Raw genomic sequence first — 14,659 nt, 5'->3', positions numbered from 1 at the left:
TGCCGCCCGGAAATGGAGTTGACCACATGCACCTGTCCACCAGCGCGTTCGATCTTCCCGACCACCTCGTCCGCAAATCCGACGCCGTGCTTATTGCCGACGACGAGCGCCACTTCGCCTCCATCGCCGAAAGCCTCGAACACTCGATCGCCGAGCTCTCAGAGAGCCTCGACAAAGCACGCAAGGCACCGGGCCGGCCAGGGCAGGAAGCCCTCGAGCGGGACGCGGAAGTACGGCGGATCGCCGCCCGCCTCCGCGCCTTGCGCCGCTTCGGCCTGGATCTGTGCCTCGGACGCATCGTCCTCGCCGGCAATCCGGAGCCCGTGTATATCGGACGGCTTGGCCTCACGGACAGTGCAGGCCGGCGACTGCTCGTCGACTGGCGGTCCCCTGCCGCCGAGCCGTTCTTCGGCGCCACCCACGCCCAAGCGATGGGTGTCGCCAGCCGCCGTCGTTATCGTTGGAGCCGCGGCCGGATCAGCGACTATTGGGACGAGGCGTTCACCCCGGAAGGCCTCGAAGGGCAGGCTGCCCTCGAAGACCTTTCCGCGTTTATCGCAAGCCTTGGCAGCAGCCGTTCCGACCGGATGCGCGACGTCCTCGGCACCATCGCGGCCGAACAGGACGCCGTCATCAGGGCTTCGTCCCGCGGGACATTGGTGGTCGACGGCGGCCCGGGTACCGGAAAGACGGTTGTGGCTTTGCATCGCGCCGCATATCTCCTCTATTCCGACCCGCGATTCGGCCATCGCAGCGCCCACAGCTCAAGCCACGTGCTGCTCGTCGGCCCGCACCAGCACTTCCTCGCCTACGTCGCTGACGTCCTTCCGAGCCTGGGCGAGGATGGTGTGCAGATGTGCACTTTGCGGGACCTGGTTCCCGAAGGGGCCACCGCCGTCGTCGAATCCGATCCGCGCGTTGCCGCCTTGAAATCGTCGGCGGACCTCGTGAACGCGATCGAAGCGGCAGTCAGGTTCTACGAAGAGCCGCCCGCCAAGGACATGGAGGTGGAAACTCCCTACGGCGATTTCCTGCTCAGCACCCGGGACTGGGCGGACGCGTTTGCCGCCCCTTCACCCGGCACGCCGCACAATGAAGCCCGCGACGAAGTTTGGGAAGAGCTGCTCGGAATCCTCGTGGACAGGCATCAGGACACGCACGACGGCGACGACGCCACCATCGCGATGCTACGGACGGCACTGGCCCGGAACGCTGAGCTGACGAGGGCTTTCAACAGGGCATGGCCCTTGCTGAGGTACACGGACGTCGTGGGAGATCTCTGGTCTGTGCCGGCCTACTTGCGATTGTGCGCTCCTTGGCTTTCCGCGGAGGAGGTCAACACGCTGCAGCGCCATGATCCGCAGGCTTGGACAGTCTCCGACTTGCCGTTGTTGGATGCGGCCCGGCAACGCCTCGGCGATCCGGAATCGTCCCGACGCAAACGCCTTCATGACGCGGCAATCGCCAGCGAGCGGGAGCTTATGGATCGAGTGGTCGAAGACCTGGTGGCCGCGGACGATTCGGAACTCCTTGTGATGTCGATGCTGCGCGGGCAGGACATGCGGGACAAGTTGGTCGACTTCGATGCCTTGCCCCAAGCCGAGCCGGACCAGCTCGCGGGACCGTTCGCCCACGTCATCGTGGACGAAGCACAGGAACTGACCGACGCGCAATGGCGCATGCTCTTGCTCCGTTGCCCGTCCCGCAGCTTCACGGTGGTCGGTGACCGTGCCCAGTCCAGGCATGGATTCGCCGAGTCCTGGCAGGAACGGCTGGGCCGGATCGGCATGCCTGCCGTCGCCGTGGCTACCCTCGGGGTCAACTACCGCACGCCCTCGGAGGTCATGGCGGAAGCCGAGCCCGTCATCAGGACTGCGCTCCCCGATGCCAACGTGCCCTCATCGATCCGAAGCAGCGGCATTCCGGTGCTTCATGCGACGGCGTCGGACCTGGAGCAGGTCCTCAACGGTTGGCTCGTCGCCCACACGGAAGGCACAGCGTGCGTCATCAGTGCGAAGCCGTCAGGCTTCGACTCGATCGGGGGCATTCCGCGTGTGAGCTTCTTGTCGCCGGAAGAGTCGAAGGGCTTGGAGTTCGATCTCGTCGTGTTGGTTGACCCGGAGGCATTCGGCGCGGGTATCGAGGGCACCTTGGACCGTTATGTCGCTATGACCCGGGCAACCATGCAGCTAGCCGTTCTCACTCCGTAGCCTCTGGGATACTGCCTTTCCGCGGTTTTCCACATAGCCGACTTTCGGGCTTCCGGGAGCCGACGGGATGCCGAAGGCTTGTGCCATGCGAACGGCGAAATTCTTGTTCAGTCTCCCCTTGGTGCTGGCTCTCGCAGCGCCTGCGAGCACGCCGGTGTCGGCTGAAGCCGCTTCCCCGGCCGGCCAAGGGGTATCCCGCATCCGGCCGGAGTGGGCCTGGCCGCTGCCTCCCGTTCCACCTGTCCTGCGGCGTTTCGAACCGCCGGACAAACCGTGGTTGAGCGGGCACCGCGGCGTGGACTTGCAAACAGCGTCCGACGCCGGCCCGGTTACCTCTCCTGGGGACGGCACCGTGAGCTTCGTGGGCACTGTGGTGGACAGACCTGTGATCACAATCGACCACGGCGGCGGGATCCGGAGCAGCTTCGAACCTGTTAAGTCCGAGCTCAAGGAAGGAACTCCGGTGTCCAAAGGGCAAGTCATCGGAACCTTGGAAAACGGTCATTGCGAGGCTAGCCCCTGCGTCCACTGGGGCGTCCGGCGCGGAGAGGACTACGTCAATCCCCTCGCATTCGTCACTGATCTCCGCCCGTCGGTCTTGCTGCCCCTCAACGGGCCAGCCTCCAATGAACCAGCCTTCAATGAACCAGGGGCAACAGTTGGTCGATGACGTTGCCTCTAGACGATGGCGGAGACTCCGGTGATCGCCCGTCCGGCAACCAGGGTGTTGATTTCGTGCGTGCCTTCGTAGGAGTAGATCGCCTCTGCGTCGGCGAAGATCTTGGCCATTCCGAAGTCGGTGACAATCCCGTTGCCGCCGAGGATGCTGCGGCCCAAGGCAACGCTTTCGCGCATGCGGGCCGTGGTGAACGCTTTTGCCAGGGCGGATTGTTCATCTTTGGCCACCCCTGCGTCCTCGAGTTGGGCAAGGCGGACCATCATGCCCATGGAGCTGACCGCATTGCCGAGAATTTGGACGAGCTGGTCCTGCACCAATTGGAAGGCCGCCAAGGGCTTCCCGAACTGGATGCGTTCCACCGCATAGCGCCGGCCGACGTCGAACGCCGCGAGTTGCTGGCCGACAGCCTGCCAGGCGACGGCGAGCCGCGTGACCTTGAGTACCTTATTGACGTCCTTGAAGCTGTTCGCGTTGGCCAGTTTGAAGGAGTCCGGAACCACAACGTTATCGAGGGTGATGTCAGCGTTTTGAACGATCCGCAGGGAGATCTTGTTTTCGATCTTGCTGGCCTTGAATCCGGGAAGGCCCGTGTCCACCATGAACGCCTTGACCTGGTTGTCGGCGAGGTCCCGGGCAAAAACCACCACCCAGTCGGAGAACGTCGCGTTGCCGATCCATCGTTTGGCACCGTTGAGGATCCACGAATCCCCATCCCGGCGCGCAGTGGTCCGGGTGCCCCCTGCTACATCCGAGCCGCCCAGGGGTTCGGTCAGCCCGAAGGCACCCACCTTCTTGAGGGAGTAAATGTCCGGGAGCCATTCGTCTTGTTGCTCTTGCGAGGCAAGCGCCTCGATGGAGCCGGTGAACAAGCCGTCGTGGACACCCATGAACGTGGCAATTGAGGTATCGGCGCGGGTGACTTCGGCGTGGATCAGTCCAGCAAAGACGTGGGAATGGCCCTGCCGCTTCACGGGGCTGACCAAATCGATCTCCGCGAGCTTGGGGATGAGGTCAAGCGGAAACTCGCCGCGGTTCCACCAGTCAACAGCGATCGGCCTGACTTCGCGGGCGAGGAAGTCCCTGATCTCGGCCAGCCTGTCCTTCTCCTTTCCAGTGAGCAGGTCCTCAAAGCCGAAGAAATCCCCATCGGCATATGGGAGGTTGTCGAGATCGATTGCTGCCTTGGACATGACACCCCTTCGCTTAAGTTACCGATGAGTAACTTATCGCAATGAGTGGCGCACCGCAACAAAAACTGCTCAACAAAAAAGGAGCCTTTGGCTCACGTTTCCGTGAGTCAAAGGCTCCTCTCCTGTAGGGCTACTCGGACTTGAACCGAGGACCTTAGGAGAATGATTTCGCGTTTTTCATTAGTATTCGGTGGATGCTAAAAGTGCCTAGATTCCGGGGCAGAATGGCCCCAAATCGGGCGACGGGCATGTCATCATTTTTCGTTACGCACCATCGTTTCCGGTGGGTAAACGGTGGGCGAATCGCGTTATGAGGTTCAACGTGCGCCGCGGCAGGCTCCGCGCACCGTCATGCCGCCTGGCTCTTCCTTTCCCATGAACCAGAAACACAGCTGGCACCTACGCCGGCAGTCAAGCCGCGGACACGACGGAGGCACGGATGACCACGAAGCCAGAACGAAGCAGCACGGCGGAGACTGCCGACGAACAATGGTTGACCCCGAAAGACATTTGCACCCAGTTACAGATTCCTGAGCAGACGTTCTACCAGTGGAGGGTGAAACATATCGGCCCCCGCGCCTACAGAATCGGCCGACATCTGAGGATCAGCCGGAGCGACTTCAACTCGTGGTTGTCCTCGCACCTAGAAGTTTAGATATCGTATCTTCACTGTTGTCGTTCTGATGCTCGATCATCGCTGGGCGGGTCCTCCGCGCAACCAGGGCGCTTTTGCGCCGGCCCCAATCCAAAACTTCGCTCGGCGCTCCTGCGTCGCTTATTTCCTCGCGAACTTTTGGATCGTTCCCGGTTCCCCAAGTTGCACTCCGGCCCCTCATGCTCAGCAGAAGATCCTTTATCAGAACGCCGCCGAAACCTAACGGCCGGGCGCCGCCCGTCCCTGACTCAGAACGGCCACGGAACCTTAGTGACCAAACATGCGACTCCTGACCTCAGCGCCGCAGCGTTCCAACCCGGCTACGCCAGCCCTTTGAGTGCCCGTTGCCTCGAGGAGGCGCTCGCAAGCGGGCGGTATATCCGTTCGCGCCATCGGACGTGCCAAAAGCCTTGTCGAGGAGCTCAGCCGGGACAACGTAATGGTCGTGGAATCAGCGGTCCACGACGGTTGGGCAGCTCGTCATACCACCCGACATTGCTTGGCGGGAGAGGTCGAGACCCCCTCTGCAGGCTCGTGCTGGGCATGCCACCTTGACCGCCCGCTCGCAGCCTTTGCAAAGGTTCGGCGGACTCCGCAGGGCCGCTCATGCCGACAGCCTACGCCCCGGCTGAGGGGTTTCGGGGACCTAAGGGCGGCGTAGCGGACATGGCGCGCGAATGCTGAATCGATCCTGCTATCGTGACAGTATGGTTCAAGCTGTCACGCTCAAGGATGTTGCCGCTCATGCCGGGGTGTCCAGGACGACGGCGTCGAATGTTGTGACCAGGACGGGGCGGGTCGCCTCCGAAACGCGTGACCGGGTCCATCAGGCGATGCGCGAGCTCGGGTATGTGTACAACCGGGGCGCGGCCTCCCTGCGCACCCACAAGACCACCACGGTCGGCGTTGTGGTGACCAACATCGCCAGCCCGTTCTTCGGGGAGCTCCTCGTCGGACTCGAGTCGACGCTGGCCAGGGCCGGTTTTCGTTCCCTGGTGGTTGCGACTGGGGATGACGCCGCGCGGCAGGATGAGCTTGTCGCTGAACTCAGGGAGCATCAAATTGCGGGTCTCGCGATCGTGCCAGCAGGCCGGACGAGCGGTTCCTTTCTCGAAGGTCTCACGGCCTCGGGTATTCCGCATGTCCTTATGACCCGGTATTTGGACGGCGCCCCGGCGCCCTACGTGGGGCCGGATGACCGGCTAGGCGGACGCCTCGCCGCCGAGCATCTCCTGGATCACGGAAGCCGCTCGCTCGCCTACGTGGGCGGGCGCCCGGCCGTGCTTTCACGCAGGGACCGGATCGACGGAGTGAAGGATGCCCTCCGGGCCGGAGGTGTCGACCCCGCGACCCTGGTCGATGTGGAGAGCGAAACCTCGGGGCAGGGCGGCCTGGCGGCGGGAGAACAACTACTTGCACGAGGGGAACTGCCCGAAGCAGTGATCTGCCACAGCGACAGCGTAGCCTTCGGCCTGTACCGGGCACTGCGCATCGCCGGCAGGGCCAACAGCGTCCGAATCATCGGATACGACGACGTGAACACAGCCGCTCTCTGGGAGCCTCCACTCACCAGCGTCGCCACCCACCCCGAACGGCTCGGGCACGCGGCAGCGGAACTGCTCCTGGCCGAACTCGACGAACTGGACTCAGAGCCTGAGCGTCGGCTCTTCCCCCCGGAACTCGTGGTCCGCGAATCCTGCGGCTGCCAGACCCACGCTTGACAGTGACGACCGTCACCTGACACCATTTACACAGATGCTGAATCGATCCGGCACGCAAGCCGAGTATCGCAGGCCTTTTCTTTTGCTCATATGGTGGATCGATTCGGCATTTTTGCCGAATCGATCCACCACTCGAATTCGACACGCCTCTCGCGCCGGGCGGTGTGTCCCCGCCCGCTCCGGGCTCCGGTCACTGTGCCGGGTTCGGAGCCGTCCAAGGAATAACGATGTCCGACACTGTCGCCGCCCCGATACCCCACTGCGCCGCCCCAGCCGAGCCGGCTGATGATGCGCCGATGCGCCTGCTGTTCTGCGAGCGTGCCAAGAGGCAGCGCTGGCTCGACGTTGAAGCAGCCCTCGCCCGGGCCGAGGCCGAGGCCGGGGTCGTCCCGTGGGATGCGGCCGAGAAGATCGCCGCCGCCGCGCACCTCGATCTGCTCGACTACGGCCGGATCCTTGAAGGGGAAGCCGCCACCGGGCACGTCATGGTCCCTCTGATCGCCGAGCTCGCCCGCGCGGCCGGTCCCGGGCATGGCGGCTGGGTGCATTGGGGCGCGACGACCCAGAACATCCAGCAGACCGGCGACACCGTGGGCATCCGCGAAGCCCACGGTCGGCTACGTGAACGCATCACAGCCGTGATCGCCTCCCTCGCTGACCTGGCCGCGCGATACGCGGACACGCCGATGGCAGGACGCACGCACTGGCAGCACGCCGTACCGATCACCTTCGGGTACAAGGCGGCCGTGTGGGCCGACGTCATGGCCCGGCACCTCGAACGCATGGACCAGCTCGGCCCACGGCTGTTCGTCTCGATGACCGCAGGGGCCGCGGGGACGTTCGCGAGTCTGGGCGAGAGGGGCCCCGCGGTGCAGGCCTCGGTCGCCCGTCAGCTCGGATTGGCCCCGATGACGGTCTCCTCCCGCAGCTTGGTGGATCACTTCGCCGAGTTCGTTTCGGTCCTCGCGATGGTCTGCGCCAGCGCAGCTTCGGTCTCCGAAGAAGTGGCCCGTCTCATGTCTACCGAGTTTGGAGAACTCAGCGAGCCGGTTCCTGCCGGCGATGTCGGCAGCTCGACCATGCCGCAGAAGCGGAACCCGAAGCTGTGTGGGCAGATCGTGACCGGCGCGGCCCAGGTCAGGGCGCTTGTGCCCCTTGCGCTCGAGGCGATGATCCAGTCCCACGAGGTCGACGGCGCGCGCTCGGCCATGATGGACCGCGCGGTCGAGCAGGCCACAATCCTCGCCGACGACGTCCTGAATACGCTCGATCGGGTCCTCTCGGGGCTGGAAGTCTTCCCCGAACGCATGGAGGCCAACCTCGGCCTCACCGGAGGGCTCATCACGGCCGAAGCCGTGATGATGCGCCTGGCCCGGTCGATCGGGCGGCAGGAAGCCCACACCGTCGTCCACCATGCCGCCCTCCAGGCAAGCTCCGGCGGGACGACCTTCACTGAGGCCCTGATCGAAGACCCGCAGGTCACCGCACGCCTCACTGACAGCGAGATCACCGACCTCCTCGACCCTGCGCACCACCTCGGACTGTGCTCACGCATCGCGGCAGAGACCTCCGAGCGGGTCCGGGCCCTCATCAACCACCCCTGACCCATCCCGACCGTTTCCCAATTTCCCTCACACCAGATCCAAAGGAGCTATCTGTGAACACCATCAACCCCGCCACATCCCGCCGCTTCCGGTTCCGCCGGGGCGGACGCCTCGCCGTCGTCGCTGCCGCAACAGCCGCCGTCGGGCTCGCCTTGAGCGGCTGCGGCGGCGTAGCGACACCCGCATTGGGCCCCACCGCGGCCGCAGCAGACCCGGCGTCGGCCAAGGACGCGAAGGGCAACGTGACCTTGTGCGGCGGCAAGGACGGGGCCGGCCTGTACAAGGGCACGGTCGACGCGTTCATGAAGGCCAACCCTGGCGTCACGGCAAAGTACACCTCGATCGGGGCCACGACCGACGACGCCCGCACCCAGACGATCCAGCGCCTCCAGGGCAAGTCGAATGAATGCGACCTGTTCCTCATGGACGTCACGTGGACCCCCGAGTTCGCCTCGCAAGGCTGGGTTCTCGACCAGACCAAACTGGTCGAATCCAACAAGGACAAGCTGATCGCCTCCACCGCAGCGACCGCGAGGTACAAGGACAGGTACTGGGCAACGCCGTTCTTCACCAATGCGGGCCTGATCTACTACGACAAGTCCAAGGTCGCCAAGCCCGAGACCTGGCAGCAGCTCTACACCGAGGCCGCCAAAGCCTCGGGCGACGGCGTGGTCTTCCAGGCCAAGCAGTACGAAGGCCTGACCGTGAACTTCCTTGAGCTGCTCTACAGCGCCGGCGGGGACGTCATCGACGACCAGGGCAACATCAAGATTGATTCCCCCGAGACCCGCAAGGTCCTGGATTTCATGGCGGGCGGCATCAAGTCCGGTGCTGTCGAAAAGGGTGTGCTCACGTACGACGAGGATGGCACGCGCCTGGCCTACGAATCGGGCAAGAACGGGTACGAACGCAACTGGCCCTACGTCTATGGACTCCTGAACAAGACCAAGCTCGCCGGAACGTTCGGAGTCGCACCGCTGCCCTCATGGGAGGGAGGCAAGGCCAGCGGCGTGCTCGGCGGCTGGAACCTGGGCATCTCCTCCTACTCCTCCAACCCTGGGGCCGCGGTAGCCTTCATCGACTTCGCAACAAGCCCGGACTGGCAGAAGCACGTCGCCGCCGACTATTCATCCGCGCCGGTGAACGAGGCCGCCTATTCCGACCCCGGCGTCCTGGCGAAGATGCCCTTCGCGAAGGAACTTCTCGCCTCGGTCAAGTCCGCCAAGCCCCGCCCGTCCTCCCCGGTCTACCAGCAGATCTCCGAGGCCATCTACAAGAACGTCTACTCCGTGCTCTCCGGCACCGCGTCCACCGATGACGCGGTGAAGAAGATGGCGGACCAGATCAAGAAGGCGCAGGCAAGCTTCTAACCATGGCTATGAAAACCCTTCTCCCCGGTCGCGGCCCCGCGGGCCGCGACCGGGCCGAGCGGCGGCTCGCCGCCCGCATGACCGCCCCCTCGCTGATCCTCATGGCCGTCGTGGCCGCCGTACCGATCGGCTACGCGATCTGGCTCTCCCTCAACCAGTACAGCATCCGCGAAGCCGGACTGTCCCGGTTCGTGGGCCTGGGCAACTACCTTGACGCCCTCGCCAGCAGTGACTGGTGGGCTGCGTTCGGCCAGACCTTCCTGTTCGCTGCCGTCTCCGTTTCCCTCGAGATGGCATTGGGCACCGCGATGGCGCTGCTGCTCAATCTCGCCTTCCGCGGCCGGGCGCTCCTGCGCACCGTCGTCCTGCTCCCGTACGCGATCGTCACCGTCGTCTCGGCGATCACCTGGCGGACCATGTTCGAACCCCGACTCGGACTGCTCCCACAGATCCTGGACACCCTCCACCTGCCCGGGGCAGGGGTCGTGTGGCTCGGCGAGCAGGGCTACGCCATGGCCGTGATCATCCTCTCCGACGTATGGAAGACCACCCCGTTCGCGGCACTGATCATCCTCGCGGGCCTCCAAGTAATCTCGAAGGAGACGTACGAGGCCGCCGAACTGGACGGCGCCAACAAGTGGCAGACCTTCGCCCACATCACCTTGCCCCTGCTGCGCCCGGCCATCGTCCTCGCCGCGATCTTCCGCACCCTGGACGCCCTGCGCGTGTTCGACCTGCCCTTCGTCCTGACCCGCGGAGCGAACGGCACCCAGTCCATGTCCATGCTGGCCTACACCCAGCTCACCGAGAACCGCCAGATCGGCCCCGGCTCGGCCCTGTCGATCCTGACCTTCCTCACCGTCATGGCCGTCTCGGCCGTCTACATCCGCTTCGGCGGCGGCAACATCCGCGACATCGCCAAGGAAGACCACTGATGAGCACCATCACAGCCCCGAAAACGACCCGCACCCTGCAGGGACAGGCGAAGCCACGCCGCCGCCGGCCCCGCCGCGAACACACGCTCCACCCTGCGGTATGGCTGTTCGTCGTCGCCGTCATGGGATTCTCCCTCGTACCCTTCTACTGGCTCATCAACACCTCGCTCAAGAAAGGCTCGGCCCTGGGCCAGGGCGAACTGTTCCCCTCCCAGCCCACCCTGGAGAACTACATCTCGGTATTCCGCAACGGCGACTTCCTGCTCGCCCTGCGCAACTCGGTCATCATCGCGGTGGTCACCACCCTCGTCGCGCTCGTTTTCGCCTCCTTCGCCGCCTACGCCCTCGCCCGGCTCAAGATGCGCCGCAAGGCCCTCATCCTGACCCTGATCCTCAGTGTCACCACGTTCCCGGCGATCGCGATCGCGGCCCCCTTGTTCTCCATCTGGCGCCAGATCGGACTCTACGACACACTCCCGGGCCTCATCATCCCGAAACTCACCTTCGCCCTGCCCCTGGCCATCTACACCCTGACCTCGTTCTTCCGCGACATCCCCCGCGAACTCGAAGAATCCGCCTACATGGACGGAGCCTCACCCTTCACCGCGTTCCGCAAGATCATCCTCCCCCTTGCCGTCCCCGGGCTCGCCACCACCGCGATCCTCGTGTTCATCTCCGTCTGGAACGAATTCCTCCTCGCCGTGACCCTCACCAGCTCACCCGCAGCCCGGCCCGTCCCCGTGGCGATCGCGTTCTTCAACGGAACCAGCGAATTCGACCAACCCCTCGGCACCATCAGCGCCGCTTCCGTCATCATCACCATCCCGCTGGTGATCCTCGTCCTCGTCTGCCAGAAACGCATCGTCTCCGGCATGACCGCCGGAGCCGTCAAAGGCTGACAACGCACGGACGCCATCCTCCCGGCAACGGGGCATCCACCCACCGAGCCCCCGGCTCTAGACTCATTCAACGAGGTACCAGCCATGTCACTGCAAAGCACCCAGCCCGAAGCCGGGCACACCCAACAGAGGGACTGGTTCCACCGCGCCGTCGTCTACCAGGTCTACCCGCGCAGCTTCGCCGACTCCAACGGCGACGGCATCGGCGACCTCCCGGGCATCATCGGCAGGCTCGACTACCTTAAACACCTGGGCGTCGACGTCGTGTGGCTGTCACCTGTCTACCGGTCACCGCAGGACGACAACGGCTACGACATCAGCGACTACTGCGACATCGACCCGATCTTCGGCACGCTCGAGGACCTCGACACGCTCATCACCGGGCTCCACGCCCGCGGTATGAAGCTCGTGATGGACCTCGTCGTCAACCACACCTCGGACGAGCACCCGTGGTTCACCGAATCACGCTCCTCCAAGGACAATCCGAAGCGGGACTGGTACTGGTGGCGGCCCGCCCGCCCAGGTTTCGAACCCGGGACCCCCGGAGCCGAGCCCACCAACTGGGAATCGCACTTCTCAGGCCCCGCCTGGGCCTACGACCAGACCACTGGAGAGTATTACCTGCACCTGTTCTCGAAGAAACAGCCCGACCTGAACTGGGAGAACCCCGACGTCCGCAGCGCCGTCTACGCGATGATGAACTGGTGGCTCGACCGCGGCGTCGACGGCTTCCGCATGGACGTCATCAACTTCATCTCCAAGGACCCGGCCCTGCCCGACGCCCCCACCCCTGACGGCCGGCCGTACGGTCGGGGCGGCGATTCCTACATCTGCGGTCCGCGCATCCACGAATTCCTCCAAGAAATGCACCGCGAAGTGTTCGCCAACCGCGACCAAGCCCCACTGACCGTCGGCGAGATGCCCGGGGTCACCATCGATGAGGCGGCGCTATTCACCGACCCGGCGCGTGCCGAGCTCGACATGGTCTTCCAGTTCGAACACGTCACCCTCGACCGGGACGGCAGCAAATGGCGCCCCAAGAAACTGCGCCTGACCGACCTGAAGACTTCCCTGGGACGCTGGCAGGCCGGCCTGGCCGAGCGAGGCTGGAACAGCCTCTACTGGAGCAACCACGACCAGCCCCGCATCGTCTCCCGCTTCGGGGACGACGGCCCCTACCGGGAGACATCCGCGAAAATGCTCGCAGGCATTCTTCACCTGCATCGCGGCACACCGTACATCTACCAGGGCGAGGAACTGGGCATGACCAACATGCCATTCGCCACGATCGCCGAGCACCGTGACATCGAAGCCCTCAACCACTACCGCGAAGCCACCCTTGAACTCGGGCTCGACCCCGTCGAGGTCCTCGCCTCGATGGCATCCATGAACCGCGACAACGGACGCACCCCAGTTCAATGGAACGCAGGCCCCAACGCCGGCTTCACCACCGGCACCCCCTGGATGTCCGTCAACCACAACGCATTGGAGATCAACGCCGAAGAGCAGATCGCCCGCGACGATTCCGTATTCAACTTCTACCGTCGCCTCATCGGTCTCCGCCACGAGCTGCCGGTCATCGCCCACGGCGACTTCACGAAGCTCCTACCAGAAAACGAGTGCGTCTACGCCTTCATCCGCCGACACGGCGACCAGGAACTGCTCGTCCTCGGAAACTTCACCCCGCACCCACAACCCGTCGACATCGGCGACCCCAGCTGGGCACAAGCACAGCGAATCATCGGCAACTACCCTCATTCCCGAGGCCTCGACCTCGCCCCTTGGGAACTGACCGCTCTGCTGCGCACACGAGCATGACCTCCCGGGCTGCCCAACGTACGAACCCGGCGAGCCTTCCCGCCTCTCGTCAAGGAGGGTTGTCTCGAAAAGCTGTTGGTTATGTTAGTTATTGAGACGGCGGAATCACCGACGTCGCCCGGCCACTGTCGTCGAGGCGCGCGTCAAGGCGCAACGCACCGGGGAAGTCGTGACCGTCAGCATGCCGGAAAAGCCCTCCTTCTACGCCCAGTAATCCCCCGGCCTGCCACTGGCCGCTGAGGCGGCCAGCGGCGGTGCAATCACACCGTCGCCGGCACCTAATATTGGGCCACTGACCGAGCCTGCGTTCCAGTTCTAACGGCCGTTGCAACACCCAGAAATTTTGGGAGTTGCAACGGCCGTGTTGTCGTCAGTTACACCTGCCACCCCGAGGTTGTTGGCCCGACGAAAGCCTGAATTTCATCGCCGTCGACACCAATCGCATCGGCTACATTCTCCTCGGACCTGCCGACAGCATGTGGCGACGACGGTTCCTCACCGTTTTAGCCTCGCGCATCATGCTGCAGGCTGCGAAGGTCCAGTTCTATTTCACGACCGTTCACATGAACGACCATCTTTGCGTCTTCGACGCCCGCGGCGGAAAGATGATCCATCAGGGTCGACAGGAGCATGTCTTCGCGCCGCTCCGTCTTCGAGACCACGCTCTGATCAATCCCGAGCCTCTGCGCCAGCTCGTCCTGAGTCAACTCCGCCGCCTTGCGGATCGTGGCCAGGTTCATTGCATAGATGCGGTCCTCGCGTGCAGACGCTTCCCGGATTTCAGCAACACGCTCGGCCATGCCAGGCTTTGCCAGGATACGGTCAAGCCGGTCGTTGCCCTTCCTAAATGCCTTCCTCACCATTTTCCTCACCCTCCCCTTCTCTGATCCATTGATCGATGATTTGGTCCGCCCTGCTTCCCACGCTGTCGTAGAAAACGTCCCCCATGTTGGCCTTATCCCCCGAAAACAGGGCCACTACTGCGGTATTTTCATCCGGAGGAAACCAACAAATGAGCCGCACCGCAATGCCGTGATGGTAGGGGTGGGAGACCCGCCACACTTCATGTTTCTTCGACTGACGAACGGGCTTGAGGGTCGGGGTCTCGGACATAGGAGGTGCCGGCAACCGCCGCAGGTAGTCCATCTCCGCGACGACATACTCGAATACCGTTCTGGCCCTCTCATCACCATGATCAGCTTCGTCTTCCAGCCGGTCCAGCTGCTCGTCAAAGCTTTCCGGCCAGAAAAGTTCCATATCTGATTATGGCTTCCAAGCCATATGCATTACAAGTCATCCTGGCCGTCGCTCACGGTTTTTCGTCGAGCGGCCTTCGGCCAAAGCTCCCCATCCCACCCCCTCTCGTCTCTTGCCGGAATCCAAAGCAACCTACTTCGCCGAGCTGACAGAGCCACAGTCCTTGAGCTTGCCTCCGCGTGAGCACGCCTATAAGCCCTTCAACGCCACAACTCTGGCATTCAAGGCTGTCGCCGTGGGCGCTGACTCACGGCACGTCATGTCGCGGTTGGGCTCGCTGTCGATGAACCGACGTGAGCGGGAAGAACTGCAGTGAATATG

General features: G+C 63.9%; 13 protein-coding genes. 10 read left to right on the top strand and 3 right to left on the bottom strand.

The features are described from left to right. Window positions 1–26 precede the first annotated feature (26 nt). Window positions 27–2,210: an RNA polymerase recycling motor ATPase HelR gene (helR, locus tag E1809_RS03525; RefSeq protein WP_133202846.1), complete on the top strand. Its 2,184-nt coding sequence runs from the start codon at window positions 27–29 to the stop codon at window positions 2,208–2,210. A gap of 85 nt (window positions 2,211–2,295) precedes the next feature. Then, window positions 2,296–2,880, top strand: a complete 585-nt coding sequence (locus tag E1809_RS03520; protein ID WP_235835414.1) for a M23 family metallopeptidase — start codon at window positions 2,296–2,298, stop codon at window positions 2,878–2,880. An 8-nt stretch (window positions 2,881–2,888) separates the two neighbouring features. On the opposite strand, the gene E1809_RS03515 is transcribed toward E1809_RS03520, so the two are convergent. Next, a complete protein-coding gene (locus E1809_RS03515) occupies window positions 2,889–4,079 on the bottom strand; it encodes an acyl-CoA dehydrogenase family protein (RefSeq protein ID WP_133202844.1) in 1,191 nt (396 codons plus the stop codon). Window positions 4,080–4,518: 439 nt separating this feature from the next. On the opposite strand from E1809_RS03515, the gene E1809_RS27960 reads away from it, so the two are divergent. From E1809_RS27960 to E1809_RS03480, 7 genes are all read left to right on the top strand, one after another. Further along, window positions 4,519–4,734 carry a helix-turn-helix domain-containing protein gene (locus E1809_RS27960; protein ID WP_133202843.1) on the top strand — a complete coding sequence of 72 codons (216 nt, stop codon included), beginning with the start codon at window positions 4,519–4,521 and terminating at the stop codon, window positions 4,732–4,734. A gap of 707 nt (window positions 4,735–5,441) precedes the next feature. Beyond that, window positions 5,442–6,455: a LacI family DNA-binding transcriptional regulator gene (locus E1809_RS03505; RefSeq protein ID WP_165962196.1), complete on the top strand. Its 1,014-nt coding sequence runs from the start codon at window positions 5,442–5,444 to the stop codon at window positions 6,453–6,455. A gap of 227 nt (window positions 6,456–6,682) precedes the next feature. Continuing rightward, window positions 6,683–8,059 (top strand): class-II fumarase/aspartase family protein, encoded by a 1,377-nt coding sequence (locus tag E1809_RS03500; RefSeq protein ID WP_133202841.1) that lies wholly within the window; start codon window positions 6,683–6,685, stop codon window positions 8,057–8,059. A gap of 53 nt (window positions 8,060–8,112) precedes the next feature. Continuing rightward, window positions 8,113–9,429, top strand: coding sequence for an ABC transporter substrate-binding protein (locus tag E1809_RS03495; RefSeq protein WP_235835413.1), 1,317 nt, complete (start codon window positions 8,113–8,115; stop codon window positions 9,427–9,429). 2 nt (window positions 9,430–9,431) lie between these two features. Beyond that, window positions 9,432–10,364 (top strand): carbohydrate ABC transporter permease, encoded by a 933-nt coding sequence (locus E1809_RS03490; protein WP_133202840.1) that lies wholly within the window; start codon window positions 9,432–9,434, stop codon window positions 10,362–10,364. Beyond that, window positions 10,364–11,263 carry a carbohydrate ABC transporter permease gene (locus tag E1809_RS03485; RefSeq protein WP_133202839.1) on the top strand — a complete coding sequence of 300 codons (900 nt, stop codon included), beginning with the start codon at window positions 10,364–10,366 and terminating at the stop codon, window positions 11,261–11,263. The genes E1809_RS03490 and E1809_RS03485 overlap by 1 nt, the downstream gene beginning before the upstream one ends. 84 nt (window positions 11,264–11,347) lie before the next feature. Continuing rightward, window positions 11,348–13,081, top strand: coding sequence for a glycoside hydrolase family 13 protein (locus tag E1809_RS03480; RefSeq protein ID WP_133202838.1), 1,734 nt, complete (start codon window positions 11,348–11,350; stop codon window positions 13,079–13,081). A gap of 503 nt (window positions 13,082–13,584) precedes the next feature. Here the strand turns inward: E1809_RS03480 and E1809_RS03475 are convergent. Together E1809_RS03475 and E1809_RS03470 are read right to left on the bottom strand one after the other, a co-directional pair. Further along, on the bottom strand, window positions 13,585–13,881 hold the full coding sequence (locus E1809_RS03475; protein WP_133202837.1) for a helix-turn-helix domain-containing protein: 297 nt from the start codon (window positions 13,879–13,881) through the stop codon (window positions 13,585–13,587). 43 nt (window positions 13,882–13,924) lie between these two features. Next, window positions 13,925–14,338: a hypothetical protein gene (locus E1809_RS03470; RefSeq protein ID WP_133202836.1), complete on the bottom strand. Its 414-nt coding sequence runs from the start codon at window positions 14,336–14,338 to the stop codon at window positions 13,925–13,927. Between the two features lie 112 nt (window positions 14,339–14,450). Here E1809_RS03470 and E1809_RS27020 point away from each other — a divergent pair, with 112 nt between their 5' ends. Beyond that, on the top strand, window positions 14,451–14,654 hold the full coding sequence (locus E1809_RS27020; RefSeq protein ID WP_205754082.1) for a hypothetical protein: 204 nt from the start codon (window positions 14,451–14,453) through the stop codon (window positions 14,652–14,654). The last annotated feature ends 5 nt before the right edge of the window (window positions 14,655–14,659 follow it).

This window comes from Arthrobacter terricola, assembly GCF_004354015.1.
In the GTDB taxonomy this organism is placed as follows: Bacteria; Actinomycetota; Actinomycetes; order Actinomycetales; family Micrococcaceae; genus Arthrobacter; species Arthrobacter terricola.
This window is presented reverse-complemented; position numbering and strand designations above follow the sequence as displayed.